Below are 25,444 nucleotides of genomic sequence, written 5' to 3'. Positions count from 1 at the left end.
CGGCTTCGGCGGACATTTCGGTCTGCAGACGCGCAATGGTTTCACTGTAAGTTTCGTTCTCAGCCTGTTTTAACGCCAACTGTTGGCGCGCCGCTTGAAAGAGTTCGGCGGTGGTGGCGGCCTTGTTCAACTCATCCTTTAACAGGGTTAGCTCTGCCTGAGCGGTCTGAAATTGTGCGCTCTGGCTCGTTAAACGGGCCTGAGTTTCGACCAGTTGGGCCTGCGTATTGGCTTGTTGCGCACGCGCTTCGAGCAACTCTTCTTGCACATCGGCTAGTGCAATGTCGGCTTCGGCTAGCTGGGTCTCAAGTTCTGCCTGCCTAGCCTGGGCTTGAGTCACTAGGGCCCGAAGATCGGCCTGCTCGGATTCGGCCAGTGCCGCGGCATCTAAGTTTTCCGCACGAGCTGTGGCGGCTAAGGCTTTCTGTTGTGTTATTTGATCGGACATTCCTCGAATCGAATTCTTAAGCGCACCGATCTGGTCACCTAAGGACTGGTTGAGTCGAGTGGTCTGGCTGGCGGTGCGATTGAGTTGTTGTTCAGTGCTGCTCAGCCGGGCATTGTCTCGCGTAAGTTGATCGAACTGCTCGGTGAGCTGAGCAATTTGGCCGGCCAAATCACTGTTCTGTTGCTCCAGTCCGGCCAATTCAGTCTGGCTGATGGCCTCACTATCCTGCAGTTGGCTAAGGTTTTGGTGCGCTTGGTAATATAAGCCGGCACCGAGCAAGGTGGTACCAAAGAGAACGGCCGATAGCCACCAAGAACCCCAGCCTCGTTGATAGGTTCGATTCATATCATGGGCTCTTTTTATTTTAAGTTGAGCCTTGAGTATAGGGAGACCCTGCCACAATAGAAAGGCATTGCGGCTCCCTCGAGATTCCGGGCGCCGCCCGGGTTTAAGTTTCAGGTGGCTCTGGCCCTATTATGACCTGTACCTGGTTGCGACCCCCCTCCTTAGCCCGATATAGGGCCTTGTCGGCGAGGCTAATCAGTTCAAACACGGTCTTAAAACGATCCGGTGTTAATGTTGCCGCGCCCGCGCTGATGGTCACCACCGGGCTGACCCTTGAAGTCAGGTGTTCAATCTTAAGATCGCATACGACCTTGAGCAATTGTTGCGCACGATTAAGCGCACCGGCACCGTCGGTCCTAGGCAAGATGCAGGCGAATTCTTCGCCTCCGAAGCGGGCGAGCAAATCTGTGGGACGGCGGACCGTTACCGCCAGCGCCTGAGCGATAGCCTTTAGACATTGATCACCCATCAGGTGACCACAGTGGTCGTTATAGTCCTTAAAAAAATCGACATCGAGAATAATAAGCGACAGGGCTGCCCGGTCTCGTTCACAGGCACGCCATTGCTGGTCGAGTGTTTCATCGAATCTCCGGCGGTTCGCTATACCGGTCATGCCGTCGGTTAGGCCGATTGAACGCAACTGATCCGATTGCAGCTTTAGCCGCAGCTGGGTGTCGACTCGCGATTTGACAACGATAGGGCTGATCGGCTTGTTGATAAAATCAACGGCACCCAGTTGGAAGCCGAAGATTTCATCGCGTTCTTCGGCTAAAGAGGTTAGAAAAATAACCGGAATGTCCTGAGTTGAGGCCTCCGCCTTAAGGGCTCGGCAGACATCGTAGCCGGTCATGCCAGGCATCATGACGTCCAATAGCACCAGATCCGGTGTCTGACTTTTACACAGCTCGATCGCGCTAGGGCCATTGGTGGCCATCAATACATCCATATCCTGTTTGAATATTTCATTGATCACATGAATATTGATCGGTTGATCGTCGACGATCAATAACCTAGGTTTGGCCGTCTGGGTTGACAGGCCCTTAAACAAGGTCTCTATCATCAGAGGCCCACCAACAGTTCGTCTAGCGTGCGAATTGCCGCGGGATAATTCAGTTCGATCAACAACGGTTTTAAGCCGAGCATCTTATGCTGACTCAAACCACGCGGTAACGACTCTAGAGGTAATTGATCAAATAGCGTCAGCGCCGTTAGGCTGCCAATAGCCAGCTGCGCCTTTAGTTCAACCAATGCGGCTTTAAAATCCGCAGAAGGCAGGGCAGTTCCGGTCAGCATCGGCGTTGCCAATGGTGCTTTTTCGGCGGTCGCCTGTTGCAGCAACGCACTGCTTTGGGTCAATATCTGGCGCAACTGTTGCGCTAAATTGCTTGGCAGGGCCTTGACTAGGGGCTCATAAGGCGCCGCCTTGAGTAACGCTTCGGCGTCTCGAATCTTTTTTAGGAACGCTGAGGCACCCATGTTGGCGCCGCTGCCCTTCAGGGTGTGCAAGGCCGCAGCGGCCGCGCTTGGGTCCTGATGTGCAATGGCCCGCTCAAGGTCGCTGATCAATTTAGCTGAGACGTCATTGAAGGTCGGCAGCAGGCTGATAAATAACGGCATATTGTCGCCAAAGCGTTTCATGATACTTTCGATTTTTTCGATGATAGGCGAATCCGCCGGGGAGGCCACTATCGCATCTGCATCGATTTTACTGGGCTGATTGGCACCGGCCAGAGCTTGGATGATACTGGCGACGACCCTATCGATGTCGATCGGTTTGCCGAGATGACCGTTCATACCGGCCGCCGCGCAGGCTAATCGATCCTCTGCCGATACATTGGCGGTCATCGCCAGGATCGGTAGATCGCGGAAGGCGCCGTGGCTGCGAATCCGGCGCGTGGCCTCCAAACCGTCTATATCGGGCATCTGCAAATCCATCAAAACTAAATCGTAAGCCACTTGGCCGGCCAACACGGTGGCGACGCCGACGATACCGCCTTCGGCTAAATCAACCTGGGCACCTTCCATGGCTAGCAGCTCTTGAGCAACCTGACGATTCAATTCATTATCCTCAACGACCAACAGCTTGAGATGCTCGAGACGTTTTTGAGCCACAACGACAGGGGCCGTCTCCGCGCGGGGCCGTTGGCCCAGTTTGGGGAGGCCCTTATAGATGGCCACCTTGATTTGCTGTGGGGTGACCGGCTTGGTCAGGTAGCCGATCATGGGTGGCTGCATGAAGCCGATGTCGGTTTCGGTCAAGTCTTCACCATGCGCGGTAACCACGACAATTTTCGGAACGGTGATATTGTCCGGCAAGGCCAACAACGCCTTGATTAAGGCTCCGCCATCTAGGTTGGGCATACGCCAGTCCAATAACATGACATCAAAATTGGTATCGAGGCCGGAGCCTGGCTGGAACCTATCCAGGACATCCTGAGCCGATTCGACCGCCGTTGGCCACCAGCCCAATGACGTGACCGCTGCGGTCATTATTTCGCGCGCAATCCGGTTATCGTCGACGATCAAAAGGTTTAACGACTGGTCTGGAAACTGCCAACGGTCATCGGCCGATACAAGGGTCACAACGGGCATCGTTAGCCCAAAATAGAAGCAGCTACCCCGATCCGGCATACTGTCGACAAGGAGTTCGCCTCCCATCATCGTGACGAGATTTTTAGTGATCACCAAACCCAGTCCGGTGCCGCCATAGCGTCGGGTGGTAGAATTCTCAGCCTGCACAAAGCCTTCAAAAATACGCTCAATCTGTTCCGGACTGATGCCGATCCCGGTATCGCGAATGCTGATCGCAATGGTGGACTCTTGGGCGGTGCGGGACTGCTCCTTGATCTGCACCACGACCTCTCCCTGGCGGGTGAACTTCAGGGCATTGGTCGCGAGATTGATCAGAACCTGTTTCAACCGTAACTTGTCAGCAAAGACATGTTTGGGCAATTTGGGGTCCAAATCGAAGAGCAGTTCGACATCGCTATTGCCCTGAGTGCCGGATAGGACAATCGCAAGATCTTGCATCAGTTCTTCAATTGCAAAGGAATGGGGATCCAACTCCAGCTTGCCGGCTTCGATTTTAGAATAGTCGAGTATGTCATTGAGCAACCCGAGCAATGATTTCGACGCCTTCTGGGCCTTGGCGATATAGTCTTGCTGGTGGACCGTCAGATCGCTCTGCTGCACCAAATGCAACATGCCCAGTACCGCATTCATTGGCGTGCGAATTTCATGACTCATGTTGGCTAAAAAGGTCGATTTGGCGGCACTGGCGGCGTCCGACTGTTCTTTGGCGCTGCGCAACACGGCCTCCAGTTCCCGTTGCGAGGTGACATCGAGGTTGAAGCCCGTGACTCGGATCGCCTCGCCACTGGAGTTTCGTTCCACTCGCGCACCGGCTTGGACGAATCGGATCCGCCCATCGGGTAGGATGATGCGGAATACCAGATCATAATGTCCGGTCCCGCTTATGGCCGCCGCCAGGCTGCTCGACGTTGGCTCAAGATCATCTGGGTGGATGCATTTTTGCCAATGGTCGAAGTCCAGACTCGCGTTTTTGTCGCTTTTTGGCCGGTCATAGTAGAGGCTATACATGAAGTCGTTCCATTGCAGGCCATCGTCGGCCAAGGTCCATGTCCAGATGCCCAGGTTGGCAATGCTAGCCGCCATTTCGAGCTGGTCTCGGGCCGCCAGAATATCCCGCTCATGCTCGAGTTGGCGCGAGATATCCGTTGCGATACAGAGATAACCGACAAGCTCTTCGGTTTCATTGAAGATACCGGTGACCGCTACAGAAACAGGCACTTGGGCGCCATCGCACGCAATATAGGTCCAGTGATGCGTTTCCGAGCCGAAGCGTTTGGCTTTGAACACCAGGGTATTAAATCCGCTCACCCGCTCGTTAAAGTGGTGCCAAATTTCGTCTGCGTGCCGGTCGATTTCGGCCTGGCTGTGAAACACCAGTGGGCTCAATTGCCCGATCACATCACCGGGTTTGTAGGTCAAAAGTCGTTCGGCACCACTGTTAAATACGGTTACCAGGCCGTTTAGGTCGGTGGCGATAATAGCCACCTCGGACGAGGCCCTGAGTACGTTGACAAATAGGGTATTGAGTTCGGCCAGCGCTTCAGTCCGTTCCAATATTTGGCTTTCAAGACGGATGTTGAGTTCCACGATAGCCGCCTCAGCCGCCTTTTGACCGGAAATATCCCGAATGGTGCGTGACACCCCCTGTGCTAGACCTTGGCTATCGATCAACGCAGATAGGGTGACGGCAACCGGCATGGGATAGGGTGCCGACTTAGCTTGATAATGGGTTTCATAGACTGGCACGGCCTCGTTGGCTTGCACCTTCTTTCCCTGCGCCGTCTCGTCCGCCTGCAACGGCGCCGGCACAATCAGCGCAACGACATTCTGACCGATCGCCTCGCTTGCGGTGAAGCCGAATATGCGTTGGGCGCCATTGTTCCAGCTGGTGATGACGCCCTGATCGTTGTTGCTGATAATTGCGTCTTCCGAGCTTTCAACGATGGCGGCCAAGCGACTCTGTTGATCAATCAACAGCTGTTTGTTTCTGCGCGAGGCCTGGGTGGACATAACCAGGCCGGTGGCCAGCAGGCTTATGATCAGGCCGAGAATGGCAATCTGGCCAACATTGGTTAACGTTAGGGCGTCGATAAAGCCCGGTTGCACCGAAAATTGAGCCTCCCAGCTGCGGCCAAACATTGGGTGAGTGGACGTACGGCGATGCAAATCCTGAGTGGCGCTGCGGTCATTATTATAAAATTGTACCCGATGATTGGGATCGGTGACATCAAACAGCTCCAAGTGAATATGGTCAGTAGTTAAATCCAGGTCGGCCAAAACCTCATCCATCAACAGCGCATTGTAGGTCCAGCCGATGGCCAAAGCATTGCGTTCTGCCCGGGTGACCGGCGTCACCCCCTGAGCAAAAACCGGCAGCAAAAACAGGAACGATTGCTGTGACTGACCACTGGCCTGGACCAGGGTGATGGGCGAGGTCAGTTGCGCTAGGCCGGTATCGATCGCGCCCTGCGCGGCTGCGCGGCGGTGTTTTTCCGAGCCAATATCCAGACCCACGGCCTGAACGTTGCGTTCAACCGGCTCGATATACAGAATCATAAACCGTTCGGCCCGATTGGGGCTCAGTTCCTTGAGGGTATAGTCCGGCCAACCGTCGGCTTGGGCAAAGGCAACAAAGTCTGGCAGGTCGGCCTGGCTAACGCGTTGGATAAAACCGAAACCGCGGGCACCGGGAAACTCAGTGTCGACCGCGCGCGAATTGATAAAGGTGCGAAACAAATCACGCTTCAGATTTTCGCTGCCGACCATCAGGATCGCGCCGCGGGCCGCGGTCAGGCCATACTGATAGAGATTGATACGGCCTCTCATCTGCTCGATGGCGTCCAGGGCAATGCTATCCAAGGCCTCGACTATGAGTTGTTCATTGCGTTTGTTTACTTCATTAACCGTTAAAGCGGTAATAAGTAATCCAGCTAGGAGGGACAAAATAGACCATTTGCCAAAGTGGGGCAGTGTCAGTTGGTTACTCAAGAAAGACCCCTTCAACTATAGAGTAGGCTGGTCTGCTGGAGGTGAAGACTTGGATGCAGTTGCAGATTACTCATCATCAACTGAAGTGTAGTTAGAAATATGCCAAAGCGCCTAATCGAAATTTAAAGCTGCTCATTTAATTTAGTCGGTGAGAATTTTTGTCGCATCAGTGGAATCTGAGCGTGGGCAGGAGGGGCTGTGTGCCCCAGACGAAGCGGTTTAAGGCCGCATCATAGGACCCTCGCGGCCTAGTGATGAGGGCCTAAAGCCTTAGCGTTGAAAGGAGTAAATACTGCCCAGACCCGTTAGGCGGGTTAATTCATCAAGGGCCGTGCGGCTTTCCGTGATCAGCAATGGATCGGCCAGATCGGCGCCGACTAGGCGATCTCGGTAGTGTCGGTCGACCCAGCTGTTGAGTTGTTGATAGAGGGTCGGTGTGATAATAACGCCCGGATGAATGGCCTGATACTCGGCCTCTGTAAGCGCCACGCGCAGGCGCAAACAGGCGGGTCCGCCGCCATTATTCATCGACTGCTTCAGGTCAAACACCTGAACGGTTTGAATCGGATTGGCCGGGTCGGCCAACAAGCGCGTCAAATAATCTGCCACGCTGGTTATTGAACGACACTCCGCCGGGACAATTAGCGTCATGCTGCCATCGGACTGCGTCAGCAGCTGGCTGTTAAAGAGGTACGAGCGTACAGCATCGTGCAGGCTAACCTCGGCGCTGGGCACACAGACCGAGATCAGCTTGGCGCCGATCAGCTTGGCGTCGAGTTCGGCCAATACCTGGGCGGTATCGACAAAGGCGGTTTCGTGATAAAACAGCACATTGCCATTGCCCACGGCAATGACATCATTGTGAAACACCCCTGCATCGATGGTTTCAGGACGCTGTTGAGCGAAGACGCATTGAGCGTCACCCAGGCCATGCAAGCGCGCCACGGCCTGACTGGCCTCGAGCGTTTGGCGTGCAGGGAACTTGACCGGCGCCGGGCGGGTCTCGTTAAAGGCCTCCTTGCCGTAGACAAACAGTTCAACGCCGGGCGCACCGTATTCGGCGCAAAAACGCGTGTGGTTGGCCGCGCCCTCATCGCCAAAACTGGCGATCGCCGGTAAGGCCGGGTGGTGCGCGAAGTGGCGCGAATCGTGAAATATGGCCTGCAACATACGCGACGTGGTGGGATGTTCGATCGAACGATGGAACTTGGCATTGAGGTTTGCGGCGGTGAAGTGCACCCGGCCATCGGCGGTGTCGGCGCTCGGCGAGATGGTGCCGGCATTGGCCGTCCACATGCACGAGCCCGATGACACAGCACTGAGCAGGGTAGGATTGTCGCGCCCGACCTGGCGCACAACAGCGGCATCGCTGCCCTGGTAACCCAAGGCCCTTAATGAACCGATGGCCGGTCGCTCATGGGGCAACAAAAGACCCTGTCGATAACCCATATCGGCTAAGGCCTTCATTTTCAGCAAACCCTGCTTGGCCGCTTCCTTGGGGTTGGAAATCCCGGTGGCATTAGACTGGGACGCGATATTGCCATACGACAGGCCGGCGTAATTGTGGGTCGGCCCGACCAGTCCATCGAAGTTCATTTCAAACGCGTTCATAGGTTCATGCCGGGCGAGAGGGTCGCCGGCGCCGACATGTCAGGGCTTTCCATTGAGGCTACCGGGTAGGCGCAGTAATCGGCCGCATAATAGGCACTGGCGCGGTGATTGCCCGAGGCGCCGACACCGCCGAACGGTGCTGCCGAACTGGCCCCGGTGGTGGGTTTGTTCCAGTTGACGATGCCGGCACGAATTTCGCGTAGAAATAGGTCATAGCGCTCACGCGAATTCGACAAGAGACCAGCGGACAGGCCGTAACGAGTTGAATTGGCCAGCTCGATGGCCTCAGCAAAGCTATCGTACCGATAGACCGACAGCAGCGGTCCAAAGTATTCGGTATCGGGCACATCGTGGGCATCGGTCAGGTCGATGATGCCCGGTGAGAGCAGAGCGGTGCCTGGTTCAAGCGCGGTCATTTCGAGCAGGATATGACCGCCTTGAGCGACCAGATGCTGCTGCGCCGCGAGCAGTTGCTCGGCGGCGTGCAAGGACACCACCGAGCCCATATAGGGTTGTTCGTCGGCATCAAAATGTCCTACAGCCAGTTTTAATGTGGCATCGATCAGTTTTTCTAGGAAGGCATCGCCTTGCGCGCCATTGGCGATCATCAGCCGGCGAGCGCAGGTGCAACGCTGCCCGGCCGAGACGAAGGCAGAGAACAGAATATGGTGCAGGGCGCCAGCTTCATCGATGTCCTCATCGACAATCAGGGCATTGTTGCCGCCCATCTCTAGAGCCAGAATTTTGCCGGTTTGGCCGCCATACTGTTGATGGATGCGCTCGCCGGTCAAGGAGGAACCGGTAAAAAACAGGCCGTCTAGACCGTCGTGATTGGCCAAGGCGATGCCGGTCGGAGCGGCACCCTGTAACAGATTGAGCACACCGGCGGGCAGACCCGCTTGCTGCCAAAGCTTGGCGGTTTCTTGCGCCATTTTTGGCGCTTGCTCGCTCGGCTTAAAGACCACGCAATTGCCGGCGATCAGGGCCGGGACTATATGACCATTGGGCAGGTGGCCGGGGAAATTATAGGGCCCGAACACGGCCACCACGCCGTGCGGTCGATGCCGCAGCACTGCCTCACCATCGGGCAGGGCGGTAACTTTGGTGCCGGTTCGTTCCTGATAGGCGGTGATCGAGATGTCGATCTTACCAATCATCGCCCCGACTTCCGTGCGCGACTCCCACAGCGGCTTGCCAGTTTCGCTGCCGATGATAAAGGCCAGCCGTTCTTGCTGCTCTTTGAGTAAGGCGGCGAAGCGGCGGCAGATCGCCACGCGCGTCTCCAGACTGGTATGTTGCCAACTGCGGAACGCCTGACGTGCTGCCCCAATGGCCGCATCGACATCGGCGCCACTGGCCGCGTTGCCGTGCCAGACCGAGGCTTGGGTGACCGGGTTGAGGGATTCAAAATGCTCGCCTTGGCCCTGAATCCAGTGGCCGTCGATTAAAAGACTTTTGTCTGTCATCTTTATAACTCCTTGGGACGCAAAGACACGGCGCGGACGGTGTCGCCTGCGCGGACATGCAGAATGTTGGCCTGGGCGGGTTTCAGCCATAGGGTATCGTCACCGGCAGCACCTTGGTCGACCAACAAGACTCGATATTCGCCCAACTGACGGTTGCTGACCATCAGCAGCCCGTGTTTGACGCCAAAATCCGGTGCCGGGGTTTGATCCGAAATGCCAACTTGGTAGGTTTTGCTCTCGCGCACGGCGCGAATATTTTTGATCTTGGTGCCGACGCTGGGGCCGCCATCAAAAATATCGATATAGTGGTTAAACTCAAATCCTTCAGATTTCAGCATGGCCAAGGCCGGCTCTGTTTGGGGGTGAACTCTTCCGATCACGGCTTGGGCTTCTGCCGTTAACATGGGCACGTGGATCGGAAACTTCGGCATCAGTTCGGCGATAAAAACTTTGTTGCCAAGGCCGGTTAGATAATCGGCATCAGAAAATTCCATCTGAAAAAAATGACGACCGAGGCTTTCCCAAAATGGAGAGTTGCCGTCTTCGTCGCTGTAACCGCGCATCTCGGCAATGATCTCGTCACCAAATAATTCTGGAAACTCAGCCAAAAAGAGATAGCGACTGCGACTCAATAAATGACCGTTTTGATTGTTGCGAAAATTGGGCATTAAAAACAGGGTGGCAATTTCCGAACAACCGGTCAGGTCATTACTCAGGTACAGTGTCTGGGTTATCTTGTGCACGCCGATTTCGCGCGAGGCATGGACTGATTTGCCGACATGATAGTTATACCAGACATCACCATGGCCAATGCTCGACTCTAGGGCGCAGATGCCGGCCAGCTCTTCAGTGCTCTCATCGACCAGGGCAAATAGATACACCCGCTCGGTTAGCGGTAGACTTTTTTCGAATGACGCCAAGGCCTGGTCAAGTTTGGCCGCCATCTTTTGACGGTTGTCGGGCAAGGATGTGACACCGACTCCGGAATGCTTGGCCATCAAACACAGGCTGTCCAGATCGGTTCGCTGAATAGGTCGAATATACACTGGGCGGCTCCTTATAACGGCGAGTAAGCGATGTCGTCGCCGGCTTGGACATTGAGTGCATCGGCCACATCCAGGGAGATGCGAATGGAATCGCCGATGCCGTCGACTAGGGTGCCGATAACACAACGAAAGTCTTGATTGGATTGGTTACTGATTAGATATTTCATCCCGCCGACCACATCGGACGGGCGCGCCGTCTTAAAACGGATGTTGCTAATAGTATGGGTATAACGCAACTGCGCTTTTAAAACCGGACCACCATCGAACGGATCGATAAACTTGGACCTATGAAAGCCCTCACGATACAGCAACTGACAAGTGCGGTTGGCCGCGGGGTGATTCTGGCCAATGGTCGCCGAGGCTTCGGGTGGCAACAGGGGCACATAGACCGGATGTTGCGGAATCAATTCGGACATAAAGGTTTTGGATTTCATTGAACAGTAATAATCGGCGGTTAAAAAATCCATATCGAAAAATTTCCGCCCGACCGCATCCCAAAAAGGGCAAGCACCCTTCTCGTCGAAGATGCCCTGTATTTCTGCGATTACCTCCTGATGAAAACGATCGCTGTTGGCGGCAATATACATTAAACGCGCACGCGACAGCAGATCAAAGCCGTCAGATTTTGTCAGCGCCGGATCGATGGTAAAGGAGCGCAACAGCGTCCGGCCGGTCAACTCATGGGACAAGAAAAGGACCGGCACCTTGGAGCTGATATTTAGGTGATGTGAGGCATGTACGATTTCATCGAGACGGTAATTGAAAAACGGATAACCGCAGCCTGCTTCGGCGTCTATACCCGAGGTGCCATACAATTCGTTGCTGTCTGTATCTTGCAGTACAAACAAAAAGGAAGACGGGCCTTCCCCATCTGTATCACCGCGAAAACCATCGTCCGATTCGCTGATTTTTTCTGACAGCTTATCCCGCTCTTTCGGTAAAGTGGTAACACGGGCGTCGGTATCGTCGAGTAGCCGTTCGATACCGGCCAAATCGCTAAAGGTCGAGGGTCGCACCAACAGCATGATCGTTCCTTATAGATAACAAGATCCCTTACGGGATCTACAATGGGTCAGGGCAATAATGCCAAAATAACTCAGCTTAAGCGGCGCATCAGTGACCGGTTAGATTCGCAATGGCTGCTGTCAAATGCGCCAGACCCTTATCGATGTCGGCATCTGGAATAATCAGCGAGGGGGCAAAACGCAGTACATTTGGCCCGGCCACGAGCATCATCAAGCCTTCCTCTAACGCCGCGCCGACTATGTCTTTGGCTCGACCGTGCCATTGCGGGGTCAGTTCGATACCAATCAGTAGGCCCATGCCGCGTACTTCCTGAAAGAGACCGAATTGCGCGTTAATGGCTGCGAGTCCGGCGCGGAAACGTTCGGCTTTGTGCGTGACGTTGTCTAAGACACTCGGTTTGGTCAATTCGTCCAAAACGGCCAGGGACACGGCACAGGCGAGCGGGTTGCCGCCATAGGTTGAACCGTGCGTGCCAAACGCCAAGCTCGGTGCCACGGCATCGGTGCAGAGCATGGCCCCGATTGGGAAGCCCCCGCCCAATGCCTTGGCCGACGATAGGATATCCGGTATGACACCAAACTGTTGGTAGGCATACATCTTACCGGTACGGCCGACGCCGCACTGAACTTCATCGAAAATTAACAACGCATTGTGTTCGTCACAAAGTTGACGGGCACCTTCCAGGTAAGCCTGAGTGGCCGGAGTAACACCGCCCTCGCCCTGGATCGGCTCGAGTATCACCGCGGCGGTACGCGCCGAAATTTGTCCGCGCAGGGCTTCAAGGTCATTGAACGGAACGTGGCTGATGCCGCCAGGGGTGGGCTCAAAGCCTTCCTTGTATTTTGCCTGCCCGCCGACGGACACAGTAAAGAGGGTGCGACCGTGGAACGAACCCAGGGTCGAAATAATTTCATGCTTGTCTGGACCGAAATGCACAAAGGCATGGCGACGAGCGAGTTTTAACGCGGCCTCATTGGCTTCGGCACCGCTGCTGCAGAAAAACACCTTGTCGGCGAAGGTCAGTTCGGTCAATTTCCGTGCGAGTTCGATGGCCGGCTCATTGGTCATAACGTTGGATAGATGCCACAGTGCCTGGCCCTGGGTGGTCAGTGCCTCGACTAGGGCGGGATGGGCATGGCCCAAAACATTGACTGCGATGCCACCGGCGAAATCGACATACTCTCGGCCGGCCTGATCCCAGACGTGTGAGCCAGCGCCACGCACCGGAATGATTTTGCCGGGTGCATAGTTGGGCATCATAACATCGTCGAATTGGTCGCGCGTAATAGGGGTCATCTGTGTCGTCTCTTATCTAGTGAAGGTTGTTCCAGGGTTCAGACTGATTTAACCGAACCCCTATTCTAGGAAAAAATGCCGCAAAAAGCTTTTGCTAAGGCGACAGAGTATTACAGGCTAACGCAGTAAAAAAGGGATTATCTGAAAGCACTTGTCGCGCCGATGAAACAGGGCTCAGTCGGGTGTCTCATTGAATAGGGCAAAAGCGGCACCGCTGTCCTCGATGCGCACCACCTCGGCCAGCACCGGTTGACGGTTATTGCCGATAAAGACCAGAGCAACGACCCCCTTGGCCAACTGGCGCACCGAGTCGGTGCAAACATAAAAACCGCCCGCTGAAATATCTTGGGATTCGCTGACATCGGTTTGATCGCCAAAAAAATGTAGCCGGATCGGCAATTTTTGAGCAGTACGTTGGCTAGCGCGTTTATTCATAAGCGGATCCTTTTGAGGATAATCCCAGTGCCCTAGTTCCGTTAGATAGGTTGATGGCATGAGGTCTGTCCAGTGTATGCCGATCGTGCGGCATTTCAATGGCTAGGCCAGTTCAGAGCGGGATGATTTGCGCGCGCCAGTCTCGTGATGATGGGAAGGCATATGACCCAATGAGTTCAGAGCTAATTGCCTATTTGGCGAGCTGCATCTTATGATTCAGGCTGCGATCTTCTGACGGTGTTAAACCATACTGATTTCGGTAAGCTGTGGAAAAATGCGCACCGGAGGAAAAGCCGCATCCCAGGCCAATGTCGGCGATGCTCTCGTTGCCATTAAATAGTCGCGAGCGGGCCTCTTCTAAGCGGATCTGTAAGTAGTATCGGCTCGGCACGGCGCTGAGGTGTTTCTTGAATAGACGCTCTAGCTGACGCCGGCTGATTTTGACGTGGAAGGCGATATCATCGGTGGTCAGGGGCTCTTCGATATTGTTTTCCATCAACTCCAAGGCTTCGGCCATTTTCGGTTGCTCGGCACGGGTCCGCTCGCTCAGTTCCTGATGCATGGCATTACTGGGGATGCCGAGTCGCTCATTGACAAAATATTTGGAAATGGCCTCTGCGGTGTCGGCTCCGACCTGCTTGGCGATCCACATCAGCATCAAATCGAGGCTGGCGCTGCCGCCCCGACAGGTCAGACGATCGCGATCGATACAGAACTGTTCATTGGCCAGCAAGATCGACTTATGTTCCTTGACCAACTCTTCCAGTGTGAGCCAATGTACGACGCCACGATAACCATTTAACAGGCCGGCCTTGGCAAGGGTATAGCTGCCCGAAGCTAGGCCGCCCAGCGCCGCGGTGGTAGACCGAGTGAGTAAGAATTCGTCCAGACCCGGTGTCTTGGGGTGGCGCGCCGGTGACATGCCGGCCACTATCCACGCGTCTGCCTCAGGGGCATCACCGAGCGAATAGTGGGTATCGATCGGATTGCCCAAGCTCGACAGTGAGCGGTTATCGGCCAAGGCCACCGTGAAAGTTTCAAAACGGGTTTCGCCCATTAACTCATTGCACATCAACAAAGGTTCCATCGCGGAGACATAGCTCATCGAGGAATAGCCGGGCAACAGGATAAAGCCAATTTTTTGTGACAAGTTCGGCTCCTAATTAAGCTTCGAAAGTACCTTTGCGGGTAATTTGGCCGTTGACCATAAACCACTGACCGTTTGCCATAACGGCATTTAAGGCCAGAGTGTCTGGATTCAAGATTAATAGATCGGCATCGCCGCCTTGGCGGAGTCGACCCTTCTGGTGCAGCTTGAGTATACGTGCTGGATTACTGGTGATGGCTTTTAATACCAGTTCAAAACTGAGTTTTTCCTGATGAACCGCATAATGCAGCTCTTGCAGCAGGGAATCCATACTGCCAACCTTAATGCTGACTAAGTCACCGTCGGCATTGAACTCCGGCAGGCTTGCGTGGCCGTCGGTGCTGAAGGTGATGCGATCGGAGTGGGCACCCTGCGCCAGAGCCAAGGCTAAGGCGGTGGCGCAGCGCACCTCGCCTTGGGCGGCAATTTCCGGGGTCGAACTGGCGGTAAAGTCTATGGTACCGCCGGCCTTGTTAAAGCCAATGCCGGATTGAAGCAATTCGGCACTGCGATTGATATGGGTCGGGTAAAACTGACTGAGCGGTATGTTGGTGTGTTCGGCGACATCGAATAGGGTTTTCAGGCCATCGGCACTGCCACCGACGTGCACGCTAACGATGCCGGCCTTGAGCGAGCACATGCCGCCGACGCGCGCCTCAGCTGCGACCCGGGCAAGCTCTGCCCAACTCATCTGACTGCCGCGATGATCGGCAATGGCAATCTCGCCGATGCCAATGCATTCCTCGATTAGCATTATATCTTGCTGTATCGAGCCGGTTAGGGTCTTAACCGGGAAGTGGTAATTGCCAGTGTAGAAGTAGGCGGAGAGCCCCTCCTCTTTGAGGGCCTTTACCTTGGCAACCAGTTCCAAATGGGTGCGACACACCGCGTCGGTGCCTAAGGCACCGGTGACCGTGGTCACACCGCCGCGAATGGCGTCGCTGAGCTGCATTTCTGGCGTGCGGGTGGCAAAGCCACCTTCACCGCCCCCGCCGGTAACATGGGTTAGGGTGTCGACAAAGCCGGGACAGACGATCTGCCCTGCGCAATCTAATTCGGTGATGGCCAGATTAGAATTCAACTCAAGGTTGGCTGCCATGGCCAGTATCTTATTGCCACCGATGAGCAGGTCCGTCACGCCGAGCGCTTCCGGTGCAAAAACACGGGCATTGCGCAATATTTGCAAGGTCATCTGAGCTTTCCGTCCGTTGTGCCATGTGATAATGGCGCAGATCATAACAGGCCAGACCAATTAACCAACCATTGTCAGGGCCCGCGCCGCTTATTTGAACAGGCTCGACCTATTCGTCGAGTTGCGTGTTTACCTTAGGTTGGGGCAGGACCTTATCTAGTCAGAGTGCGATCAAGCACTACCTGACGCAGCTCCTCGGCACCGGCGCGATCGCTAAAGACGCCGCTCACGCCCCAAGAGAGTAACGTTGCTAGGGTCACGCTGTCGTTCACCGTATAGCAATAGAGCGGATAAAGCGGCACGATTTTCGCCGCGAGTGGTGCCGTCAGTAAGGCTTGATCGCAATGGATCGACACCGGTTTGAGGGCGATAAGGACCGCCGGCAGGTCCACGGGTAACGCGCCAAAGAGGATGCCGATGGCCACCTCCGGCCAGCGCTGACGTAAGCGAGTAAGGGCCCGATGATCGAAACTCGACACCACCAGTTTGCTAGGGTCCAGTGCAGCCGGGCGCAAGGCCTCGATTACGGCATCGACCTGCTCCGGCATCGCGAGGTCGGGATTGATCTTTAGTTCCAAATTTAGTCCGAGTCGATAGCGCCGCACCAACGTTAAGAGCTGCGTCATAAAGAGAATGGGCTCGCCCGCGAATTCGGCGTGGAACCAGCCGCCGGCATCGACCTGGAGTAAGGCTGCCCGGTCGAGTGACGCCAAGGTCCGATCCGGCTGGCCAAAGCGCCGTAAGTCGGCATCATGCAAAATCACCAACGAGCCATCACCGGCCATGGTGACATCCACCTCTATCCAGTCGATACCCTGCTCAAAGGCTGCCTTGAGGCTGGCGGCGGTATTTTCTGGTGCCTGGCTGGGTAATCCGCGGTGACCAATTAGGGCCGACATCGGCTTTGTTGCATTAGTCGTGGTTGTAATAGGTGATGTCATAATGGGCGATTCCTTACGGAAGGGCGACCGAGCTGGTCGGCCCCTGTGCTTAGGTTTATCGGCTCAAACGTCATCGGTTCAGATTCGGTTCGCTGTCCAATGCGGATTGGTTAGGGCCATCAGGATATGATCTTCCCAGTGACCGTTGACCATCAGGTAGTCGCTCGCATAGCCTTCTCGAACAAAGTTTAGTTTTGCCAAGACGCGCCCGCTGGCGAGATTAGCCGGTCGATAATTGGCCATCAGGCGATGCAGGTTGAGCGGGCCAAAGGCCAGTTCGATAGCGCCTGTCAGCGCTTCGGTCATATAGCCCTTGCCCTGTTCAACTTCGGCTATATTGTAGCCCAGATAAGCGGCCTGAAAGGCACTCCGGACGATCTGACTGATACCGATAATACCGATAAGCTGTTCGTCTAAGATCATAAATAGGCGCACTTCGGTGTCGCGGGCAATGTTGCTGTGCCAGCTGTCGAATACGGCTCGAATTTCGGTCTCGGTGGTCGGAATAAAGCCGCCGCTCATCACCAAATGGTGATGATTGCTTTGAAAATAGTCGGTCAGCTGAAGCAGATCGATGTCATGGGTGCCGACCAAGGTGAGGCGGGGCGTGTCGAGCATCAATGAATAGGTCATGGTCTGATTGCCGAGCTCCTAGTTGAATTAGGGGGTCAATGCGCTAGGCCTTAGGGCTTTTTGCGCGAGCTGATGACCCCAGCAATAATAAGTGCCAGACCTAAAAAGGTGGCCAGTTGCAGTGGCTCTTTCAACACCAGATGAATTAAGAATAGGCTGATTAGGGGCGACAAAAAAATCAGCGTGCCTAGGCGAGCGGCATTGCCGGTTCGCATCAGCGCCATCTGCCAGAATACAAAGGTAATGCCCATCTCAAACAGGCCGACATAGACTAGACTGGTGATCGACATTAGCCCCCATTGAACCGGCGGTGGCGGCACGAACCAGATCAACAGTCCTAAAATTGGCAGGCTAACGAGGAAATTATGGAACAGGCCGATAATCGGATCGAGGTTGTTTTTTTTCGTATTGAGCAGCCAAAATCCGGCCCACAATAGGGTCGAGAAGATCGCCAGTGCAAGTCCCCAATAGTCTAGACTGCCGGTGACTTCTTTGCCGGCGATAGAGATCACCACCACGCCAGAATAGCCCAGCAAGAGGCCCCAGAGGTCGCGCCGGGTGAGTCGGTGTTTTAAGATCGGTACACTAAGTAAGGCCAGGGTGATGGCCCAGGTGTAATTGACCGGTTGGGCGACCTGCGCTGGTAAGCGCCGATACGCCTCGAACAGCACCAGATAATAAAGTACCGGGTTGAGACTGCCAAGCAGGAGGGCGTTGAGCAAATTGCTCGGAAAGGATCGGATAGCCCGTAGCAGTTTACCCTGGGCGAACAAGATCGCCATCAATACCAAGACCGAAGTGAGCGACGCACCAGCGAGTAGACCAATAACCGAATGATACTGTAGAGCAATTTTAAAGGCCGTGGCGACCGTGGACCAGAGCAAGATGGCCGCCATGGCAAAGGCGACGGCCTTAGATTCGTTCGACATTTCGCTTGGCTACCGGACTGGGGGGAGCGCCAGTCTACTGGTAAAGGGCCCGCCGCAACAGTACCTCAACCGATGTTCGGCCCGCTCGGTTAAAATTGCAGCTCCAAGTAGAGGCCGGAGGAGAGGGAATCGATGTCGCTGCCGGGCTGGAGCAGCTTCCAGGTAAAGATCCAACCAATGTTGAGGCCATCGGAGTTGGTCTTTATATTCACCGTTGCCTGGACATAGTCGTCCGACTGGTACAACCGGGCCGTGCAGCTGGTACAGCCCGGATCGATCAACGCACGATAGGGCTGGGCATCGACATAGTAGAGCATATTTTCAACACTTAAGGCGCGCCCGGGCCAGAGCCGAAAGCCCATGCCCACGCCAAAGGTCTCGTAGCCTCCTGCAACGGTCTTGACCCGATTCGCGTTGTCGCCCAGGCCCAATCGGTCATAGCCGGAAAAGATCGCAAAGCCGATCTGGTCCTGGTTCCATAGGCCAAGTCCCCAGCGGTTAGCGCTGATGGCTAGGTGATCGGTCTGAGCCAGATCGTTGCCATCGGCGCTGTAAAACACCCTCAATGTCAGATCGGACGCGCTACCGGTTTTTTTCGCGATGGCCATTTTGGCTGTTGAGGATGACGGGCTGGTGCGCGGAACCATCGGACTGTTTTTTCGATCGATGCGGATCGCGCTCGAGGGTGTTGGCGTCAAGTCGACATCAACGACGCGAAAGAAAAAGCGCCCGTCGGCAGTCATGTCGAGCTGCCGGCGATTCTGTTCATCGCGCTGGCGTCCGGCAAAATCCAGATACTGTAAGGCATTCAAGGCTAGGTCGATGCCCTTGCCGGTAAGGCTGTCAAACAGGTCGGCCTGTGCCTGTTTAACAATGCGCTGCCAACATAGATCGCCATTGCGCGTGTTCTCGCAGGTACTGGTGTAGACCCCGTCAATATACTGCTCGCTACCTATTAATGGTCCGTTTGAATCAATCGTCCGGTCGGCTTCACTAGCGCTGGCCGAGGCATCGGACTCATTGGCATTTAGCGTGTCTACATCGCGGTTCAAAGCCTGCCAATAACTATCGACTTCGCAAAGGGCGCTGCCCTGCGCCGTCAGCGAGCGCGTCTGAGTTTGGCGGACCAATATAGCCCGGTAAGATTGATCCGCTTCGGTCGCGCGGTAATACGCATCGATCCGTTCTTGGGCTTGGCCCGCGGCGTCGTCATAGGCGATAGCGCATGCCGTATCCGGATCGCGATCTTCGGCATTAACTTGCAGCTCAACACTAAAGGGCTCGGTCTGGGCACTGGCCCATTGCGCAGCACCAGTAGCCAAGAGAACGGTAAACGCAGCAGCCTGCATGGGGGTCGAACGACACATCATGGTTGAGCTTCCTTTTGGATTAACCAGCATACGATACAGATTTAAACTGAACCTACTATTAACCCTTTCGGTCCGACGGCCCAGTGCCGCAGGTCATTGACTCGTTGGTGACCTCGATCCCAAATAATTCGATTTGTAGGTAAAGTACCAAAATTTATCCCACCAGTTTCATGGCTTGAAATGTCTAATAACCCAACTAACCTTACAGATAGAGGGTCTTGAGCCTAATGTTGAACATTCCAACTGACCGTAAAATGATTCACATCAATTCCCAGTTTCGTAATTTTATTACACTTCGCTCGTATCTCAAAAGGACCAAGAAATTGTCGTTTTTAACTGTGGTTTCAGATAGCCCAGAAACCGTTAAAAGCACAGCGCTCACCTTCAGCATTCCGACCCTGTGCATCATTAAAGGTCCGGCGCCCAGCCCTTTGTTAGATAACCGAACTTAATATGCTAGAGGTAAAATCATGACTCAACACCGAAATCCCGCCCTTGCGCAGCTCGATGCCCTAGTTGCTCGAGTGAAGGTCGCCCAGCATGCCTATGCCGGCTTCAGTCAATCACAGGTTGACACGATTTTCCGCGCGGCAGCCTTAGCCGCCTCCGATGCCCGCATCCCCTTGGCCAAGATGGCCGCTGAAGAATCCGGCATGGGTGTGATCGAAGATAAGGTGATTAAAAATCACTTCGCCTCTGAATATATTTATAACAAGTATAAAGACGACAAGACCTGCGGCGTTATCGAAGAAGACGTCGAGTTTGGCACCCTGACCATCGCCGAACCCATTGGCATTATTTGCGGAATCGTGCCGACCACCAATCCAACGTCCACCGCGATCTTTAAGGCACTGATATCCATAAAGACCCGCAACGGTATAATTTTCTCGCCCCACCCACGCGCCTGCAAGGCGACCAATTACGCGGCCAAGTTGGTCCTCGATGCGGCCGTCGCGGCCGGTGCGCCGGCCGATATTATCGGCTACATAGAACAGCCCTCGGTAGAGCTGTCCAATGCCTTAATGAAACATCCGGACGTAAATCTTATCCTCGCGACCGGTGGCCCGGGTATGGTCAAGGCCGCATACTCATCCGGCAAGCCCGCGATCGGTGTCGGCGCCGGGAACACGCCGGTGGTGATCGATGAGACGGCCGATATTAAACGGGCGGTGTCCTCCATTCTGATGTCGAAGACCTTCGACAACGGTGTGGTCTGTGCATCGGAACAGGCCGTGATTGTCATGGATTCGGTCTACGATGCCGTGAAGGCGCGCTTTGCCAAATACGGTGGCTATATTCTCAGCGCCAGCGAAGCCGATAAGGTACGTAAGGTGCTGTTGATCGATGGGGCCTTGAACGCCAATATAGTCGGCCAGTCGGCGCTTAAAATTGCCGAGATGTCCGGTGTCACCGTGCCACCTTCTACTAAAGTGCTGATCGGTGAAGGTGCCGAATTGACCGCCGATGAAGAATTTGCGCACGAAAAACTGTCGCCGACGCTGGGCATGTTCCGCGCGTCCACCTTCGAAGATGCAGTGGCTAAGGCCGTTATTATGGTGGAGATGGGCGGCATCGGACATACCTCTTGTCTCTATACCGATCAGGATGAAAACACCGATCGCATTCGCTATTTTGGCGACAAGATGAAGACCGCGCGCATCCTATTGAATATGCCGACCTCGCACGGCGGCATCGGCGATCTATACAACTTTGCCCTAGCACCGTCGTTGACCCTGGGTTGCGGTTCTTGGGGTGGTAATTCAATTTCCGAAAACGTTGGCCCCAAGCATTTGATCAACAAAAAAACCGTGGCAAAGAGGGCGGAAAATATGTTGTGGCACAAATTACCCAAATCGATTTACTTCCGTCGCGGCGCGATGGCGATTGCCATGGACGATCTGGTCGGCAAGAAACGCGCTTGTATTGTAACCGACAAATTCTTGTTTAATAACACGCCTCATGTCGAAGAGCTACGCTCTTTGTTGCGCAATAAGGGCATGGAAGTCGAGGTCTTTTATGAGGTTGAAGCCGACCCGACTCTGAGCCTGGTGCGCAAGGGTGCGGCGGTTCTGAATTCGTTCCAACCCGATGTCATTATTGCTTTAGGGGGCGGGTCGCCAATGGATGCCGCCAAAGTCATGTGGGTGATGTATGAGCATCCCGATGTCGCCTTCGAAGACCTGGCGTTGCGCTTTATGGATATTCGCAAGCGCATCTACAAGTTTCCGAAAATGGGCATTAAGGCCGAACTGGTTGCCATCACCACTACGTCTGGCACCGGCTCGGAGGTCACCCCCTTTGCCGTGGTCACCGATGATGCAACGGGTAAAAAATATCCTTTGGCCGACTATGAGCTGACGCCCAATATGGCCGTGGTGGACGCCAACCTAGTGATGAATATGCCGAAGAGCCTGACCGCCTTTGGCGGCTATGATGCCGTGACGCACGCCATGGAAGCCTACGTGTCGGTCTTGGCCAATGAATACTCCGACGGTCAGGCGCTGCAAGCGTTAAAAATATTGAAGGAATACCTGCCAAGTTCCTATAAAAATGGCGCACACGATCCGGTGGCCCGGGAGAAGGTTCACAATGCCGCCACCATTGCCGGCATCGCCTTTGCCAACGCCTTCTTGGGCATCTGCCACTCCATGGCGCACAAGCTCGGCGCCGAATTTCATATTCCACACGGCCTAGCCAATGCGCTGTTGCTGACCAATACCATTCGTTTCAATGCGACAAACTTGCCCACTAAGCAGGCGGCCTTTTCGCAATATGACCGTCCCAACGCCCTGCGCCGTTATGGCGAAGTGGCCGCTCACCTCGGCTTTACGCAAGAGCATACGGTTGATCGGGTCGAAGCGATGTTGGTCTGGTTGGACGAATTGAAGCAACAGCTTAATATTCCGCTGTCCATTCGCGAGGCCGGGGTCAACGAGACCGACTTTATGGCCAAGGTCGATCAATTGGCCGAGGAGGCCTTTGATGATCAGTGTACCGGCGCCAATCCGCGTTACCCATTGATCAGCGAGCTGAGGCAGATCTTGATCGACTCCTACTACGGGCGTAACTATGTTGAGAGCTATGAGCGTGTACAGATCGCCGACGCCTTTACCGAAACCCCTGCAGTGCCAGTGGCTAAGAAGGGTAAAAGCAAAGTCTGATTGAGTTCAGGCCGAACCACTCAGCCCGCCTCGGCGGGCTTTTTAATGGCCGCTGCTTTACCGAGCGTTGTGGCTTCGACTCACTAAATTGGTCTATGCTAGCAGGCAGAGCACGATAACAACAAAAGCATGGCCGGAGGTGGTAATGAAAAAACTTAAAGACGAAAAGGAACTGGTCAAAAAAGCGCTCGAAGAGGGCATGAAATACGGCGTGGAGCGCGGTGTCGTGGAATTCGAGGCAACCGATTCGCAGGCCGATAAGATTCTCTATCTGTATCGGCTCTTAGTGCACGACAAGCTGATGCAACCGATTCCCGAAGAACAGGTATCGCAACAAACCATGCGCCATAAGTTAGCCATCTGGGCGTCCAAACTCCAACCGGGAAGCCATTCTTAGCAGGTGATTGGCCTATTTGACGGCGATCGGGCGTGCAGTGACGGCAGCCATGAGCGCCGGACCGATGCCGCTGCCGAGGATAAGCACACAGCCCAAGAACTGACCAGCCGACAGAGTTTCGGCAAAAAATAACCAACCAAAAACGATCACCGCGACCGGTTCGAAATAACTTAGGGTGCCATAGACTGCCGTCGGCAGCCGTTGTAGTGCCAACACGGCACAATAGAGTGCGACGAAGCCGGGAATAAAGCCGATCGCCAGGAGCCAGGGGATCTTGCCGGCCTCGACCACCAAGCTCTGCTGGCTGGCGAGGCTGACCAGCAGGGTTAGCAGTGCGCCGGTGGCGAGTTGCCAAAAGGCTCGGCTGGCCGCCGGGGTGTGCTCGCTGCAGCGACGATTCACGATAATAAAACCGGCATAGAACAGCATCGCCAATCCGGCATAGGCCAGCCCAAGCGTCGAGGCTGAGTTGCCGTCTGGGGCGTCTTGCATCAGTATAAAACCGAGCAGCGCCAGCGCCATCGCTAACCATTGTTGAGGTTTGAGCATCTCGTGGAAAAACAAACGACTGAACAGGGTCGCCGCAATGGGCGCTAAATAAATTACCAAGATGGCGTTGGCCATGGCCGTGAGATTCATTGCCTGGATATAACAGAGAATAAAACCGGCCAGAAAGGCACCGCTTAACAGCAAGCGCCTTCCATCGCCGTCACCAATGCGGATCGACTGTCGGCTCACCACTAACCAAGCGCCCATAAAGAGGGCACCTAGAAATAATCGGTAAAAGGTCACGATCTCTGGGCTGAGCTCGGCCATGCGGGAAAAAACACCGATAGTGCCCATACCAACGGCGGCGACAATGGCGCTGAGCATTGCCAGGCCAGAGAGTGAGTGTGTGGAAGTTGCCATGGGGCTTAAGAGTCCGCGCTGGTATATTGATATGAACCGCAGGGTCTATTAAAAGCGGCTTAAAGTCTAGCGCAGTGACCGGCCAGAAACCCTTAGCTCTTTGGCTGAATTCGCTGTCCACATTTTCATGAAATAGTTCGGTGATGGATCTGCCCTAAAATACCTGCCTTTACAGAGGTAATTCTGTTGTCAGGGGATTGGGCCGATAGCTTGGCGAATGCAACGGTTGTTACCCATCTCGAGCTGACTGGCCTGCCAAAAGTCGGTCGCCTCGACGTGCAACCAATCACTAAATTGGCGAATTTTGTCGCGTTTGAAATGCGCCGGCGGTGCGACCAGGTAATAACTGTAGGCAGAGCACACCTCGATTTGACCGATTCGGGTCAGCAAACCCTGTTGAATATATTTCCAGGCCAGGCTGTGGCGTACCAACGCGACACCCTGCACCGCCAGGGCGCCTTCCAATACCACATGGGCGCCTGGGTAACGCATGGCCACCTTCACCTTAGGAACCGTTATACCGGCCAATTCCAACCAGTAGTTCCAGTTCATGTCCGGCCAAACATCTTCGATCAGCTGGACTTTGGCCAAATCTGCTAGGGATCCGATCGGGTTTTGTTCCAGATAGAGTGGATGGCAAACGGGATAGATATGATCGGACATTAAAAACTCTGATTGTAAGCCTGAATACCGGCCCGGGCCAAAGCGCACACAAAGATCTACCCGGTCCAATTGAAAATCGACCAAGGCAACACTTGAGGTCATTAAGACAGATAGGTCCGGTTGTAGTTCGGTAAAAGACCCCAGGCGAGGTACCAGCCAGCGCTGCGCAAAGGACGGCACCACCGACAGGGTCAGGGTGGTCGGATCCGGGTCGGCATCGAGTGCGTGTAAACCCTCCTGTAACGCACCAAAACCATGGCGCACATAGTGGTGTAACGACAGTCCAGCGGGCGTTAGACGCACCTGGCGATGCTGGCGGATAAAGAGTTTGACCGATAGCCGGTCTTCCAATTGTCGAATCTGTTGACTCATAGCGGCAGCCGAGACTGACATCTGTTCTGCCGCCGCTTTAAAACTGCCGATTTCAGCAGCCAGATAGAAACAGTAAAGGCCCTGTAGTGGCAGTTTTGCTCTAGACACTTAAGTTTTCCTTAACTGAATGGCAGCATTGATCGTTTGTCAGCCTAGTCAATAAAATCTATTTTAGCGACTGCCAGATCGGCAAATTGATTAAAAGGCGGAGATCAAAAATGGACTCAATATCGCAAGGGAAGAATGAAGTCATCGCGAAATCGGGCACCTATACTCTAATCGATGTTTGGCTGGTCCTAGGTCGCTGGCAGGAAAAGCGCCGGGTTCGACGTTATTTGGCCCGGCTGCCTGATTATCTGCTTAAGGATATAGGCTTGGAACGCCGTGCTGTCATGCTCGAAGCCGCGAAACCGTTCTGGCGATAAAGGCCTGGCGTGCGGGCGCTCGCCATCGTCCAACCCTTTTTAACCGCAATTT

At 54.6% G+C, this 25,444-nt stretch carries 20 protein-coding genes and 1 pseudogene; 3 read left to right on the top strand and 18 right to left on the bottom strand.

Annotation, left to right across the window (positions count from 1 at the left end; genetic code table 11):
- The 16 genes and pseudogenes from AC4FIC_RS08240 to AC4FIC_RS08165 all read right to left on the bottom strand — a co-directional run.
- The coding region (locus AC4FIC_RS08240; protein ID WP_490359394.1) for a hypothetical protein at nucleotides 1–793 on the bottom strand (793 nt) is incomplete at its 3' end.
- A 103-nt stretch (nucleotides 794–896) separates the two neighbouring features.
- The gene (locus AC4FIC_RS08235) at nucleotides 897–1,853 is read right to left on the bottom strand and encodes a diguanylate cyclase (RefSeq protein ID WP_100258384.1); all 957 of its coding nucleotides are present in this window, start codon (nucleotides 1,851–1,853) and stop codon (nucleotides 897–899) included.
- Nucleotides 1,853–6,373, bottom strand: coding sequence for a CHASE domain-containing protein (locus AC4FIC_RS08230; RefSeq protein WP_100258383.1), 4,521 nt, complete (start codon nucleotides 6,371–6,373; stop codon nucleotides 1,853–1,855). The genes AC4FIC_RS08235 and AC4FIC_RS08230 overlap by 1 nt, the downstream gene beginning before the upstream one ends.
- Nucleotides 6,374–6,643: 270 nt before the next feature.
- Entirely contained in the window at nucleotides 6,644–7,984 is a 1,341-nt protein-coding gene (gene astB / locus AC4FIC_RS08225; protein WP_476194243.1) for an N-succinylarginine dihydrolase, read from the bottom strand.
- A complete protein-coding gene (gene astD / locus AC4FIC_RS08220) occupies nucleotides 7,981–9,450 on the bottom strand; it encodes a succinylglutamate-semialdehyde dehydrogenase (RefSeq protein ID WP_476194980.1) in 1,470 nt (489 codons plus the stop codon). Before astD ends, astB begins: the two co-directional genes overlap by 4 nt.
- A 2-nt stretch (nucleotides 9,451–9,452) precedes the next feature.
- On the bottom strand, nucleotides 9,453–10,496 hold the full coding sequence (astA, locus tag AC4FIC_RS08215) for an arginine N-succinyltransferase (protein ID WP_273286199.1): 1,044 nt from the start codon (nucleotides 10,494–10,496) through the stop codon (nucleotides 9,453–9,455).
- 11 nt (nucleotides 10,497–10,507) lie between these two features.
- On the bottom strand, nucleotides 10,508–11,521 hold the full coding sequence (locus AC4FIC_RS08210; RefSeq protein WP_100258379.1) for an arginine N-succinyltransferase: 1,014 nt from the start codon (nucleotides 11,519–11,521) through the stop codon (nucleotides 10,508–10,510).
- A gap of 88 nt (nucleotides 11,522–11,609) precedes the next feature.
- Nucleotides 11,610–12,818, bottom strand: coding sequence for an aspartate aminotransferase family protein (locus AC4FIC_RS08205; protein WP_100258378.1), 1,209 nt, complete (start codon nucleotides 12,816–12,818; stop codon nucleotides 11,610–11,612).
- Nucleotides 12,819–12,992: 174 nt separating this feature from the next.
- Nucleotides 12,993–13,253 carry a PilZ domain-containing protein gene (locus AC4FIC_RS08200; RefSeq protein WP_100258377.1) on the bottom strand — a complete coding sequence of 87 codons (261 nt, stop codon included), beginning with the start codon at nucleotides 13,251–13,253 and terminating at the stop codon, nucleotides 12,993–12,995.
- Between the two features lie 190 nt (nucleotides 13,254–13,443).
- Nucleotides 13,444–14,403 carry a GlxA family transcriptional regulator gene (locus AC4FIC_RS08195; RefSeq protein ID WP_100258376.1) on the bottom strand — a complete coding sequence of 320 codons (960 nt, stop codon included), beginning with the start codon at nucleotides 14,401–14,403 and terminating at the stop codon, nucleotides 13,444–13,446.
- Nucleotides 14,404–14,416: 13 nt separating this feature from the next.
- Complete coding sequence (iadA, locus tag AC4FIC_RS08190; protein WP_100258811.1) at nucleotides 14,417–15,592, bottom strand: beta-aspartyl-peptidase; 1,176 nt, start codon at nucleotides 15,590–15,592, stop codon at nucleotides 14,417–14,419.
- 152 nt (nucleotides 15,593–15,744) lie between these two features.
- Nucleotides 15,745–16,533: a glycerophosphodiester phosphodiesterase family protein gene (locus tag AC4FIC_RS08185; RefSeq protein ID WP_287439026.1), complete on the bottom strand. Its 789-nt coding sequence runs from the start codon at nucleotides 16,531–16,533 to the stop codon at nucleotides 15,745–15,747.
- Nucleotides 16,534–16,611: 78 nt separating this feature from the next.
- Nucleotides 16,612–17,166 carry a GNAT family N-acetyltransferase gene (locus AC4FIC_RS08180; RefSeq protein ID WP_100258374.1) on the bottom strand — a complete coding sequence of 185 codons (555 nt, stop codon included), beginning with the start codon at nucleotides 17,164–17,166 and terminating at the stop codon, nucleotides 16,612–16,614.
- 50 nt (nucleotides 17,167–17,216) lie between these two features.
- Nucleotides 17,217–17,678: an EamA family transporter gene (locus tag AC4FIC_RS08175; protein ID WP_405124676.1), complete on the bottom strand. Its 462-nt coding sequence runs from the start codon at nucleotides 17,676–17,678 to the stop codon at nucleotides 17,217–17,219.
- Between the two features lie 3 nt (nucleotides 17,679–17,681).
- A pseudogene (locus AC4FIC_RS08170) lies at nucleotides 17,682–18,095 on the bottom strand (EamA family transporter); the annotation flags it as partial.
- Nucleotides 18,096–18,184: 89 nt separating this feature from the next.
- The gene (locus AC4FIC_RS08165; RefSeq protein ID WP_287439028.1) at nucleotides 18,185–19,465 is read right to left on the bottom strand and encodes a hypothetical protein; all 1,281 of its coding nucleotides are present in this window, start codon (nucleotides 19,463–19,465) and stop codon (nucleotides 18,185–18,187) included.
- Nucleotides 19,466–19,935: 470 nt separating this feature from the next.
- Between AC4FIC_RS08165 and adhE the strand changes: the two genes are divergently transcribed.
- Both adhE and AC4FIC_RS08155 read left to right on the top strand, forming a co-directional pair.
- Nucleotides 19,936–22,626: a bifunctional acetaldehyde-CoA/alcohol dehydrogenase gene (gene adhE / locus AC4FIC_RS08160; protein ID WP_100258371.1), complete on the top strand. Its 2,691-nt coding sequence runs from the start codon at nucleotides 19,936–19,938 to the stop codon at nucleotides 22,624–22,626.
- 145 nt (nucleotides 22,627–22,771) lie between these two features.
- Nucleotides 22,772–23,023 carry a DUF5062 family protein gene (locus AC4FIC_RS08155; RefSeq protein WP_100258370.1) on the top strand — a complete coding sequence of 84 codons (252 nt, stop codon included), beginning with the start codon at nucleotides 22,772–22,774 and terminating at the stop codon, nucleotides 23,021–23,023.
- Nucleotides 23,024–23,035: 12 nt separating this feature from the next.
- Here AC4FIC_RS08155 and AC4FIC_RS08150 read toward each other — a convergent pair whose 3' ends face one another.
- Both AC4FIC_RS08150 and AC4FIC_RS08145 read right to left on the bottom strand, forming a co-directional pair.
- A complete protein-coding gene (locus AC4FIC_RS08150) occupies nucleotides 23,036–23,932 on the bottom strand; it encodes a DMT family transporter (RefSeq protein ID WP_476196019.1) in 897 nt (298 codons plus the stop codon).
- A gap of 189 nt (nucleotides 23,933–24,121) precedes the next feature.
- Nucleotides 24,122–25,075, bottom strand: a complete 954-nt coding sequence (locus tag AC4FIC_RS08145; protein WP_227003705.1) for a LysR substrate-binding domain-containing protein — start codon at nucleotides 25,073–25,075, stop codon at nucleotides 24,122–24,124.
- 110 nt (nucleotides 25,076–25,185) lie between these two features.
- Here AC4FIC_RS08145 and AC4FIC_RS08140 point away from each other — a divergent pair, with 110 nt between their 5' ends.
- Entirely contained in the window at nucleotides 25,186–25,392 is a 207-nt protein-coding gene (locus AC4FIC_RS08140; protein ID WP_100258368.1) for a DUF1127 domain-containing protein, read from the top strand.
- Nucleotides 25,393–25,444: the final 52 nt, after the last annotated feature.

The organism is Reinekea sp. (genome assembly GCF_982785585.1).
Note: the sequence above shows the minus strand (reverse complement) of the source record. Positions and strands in the feature narration are given on the sequence as shown.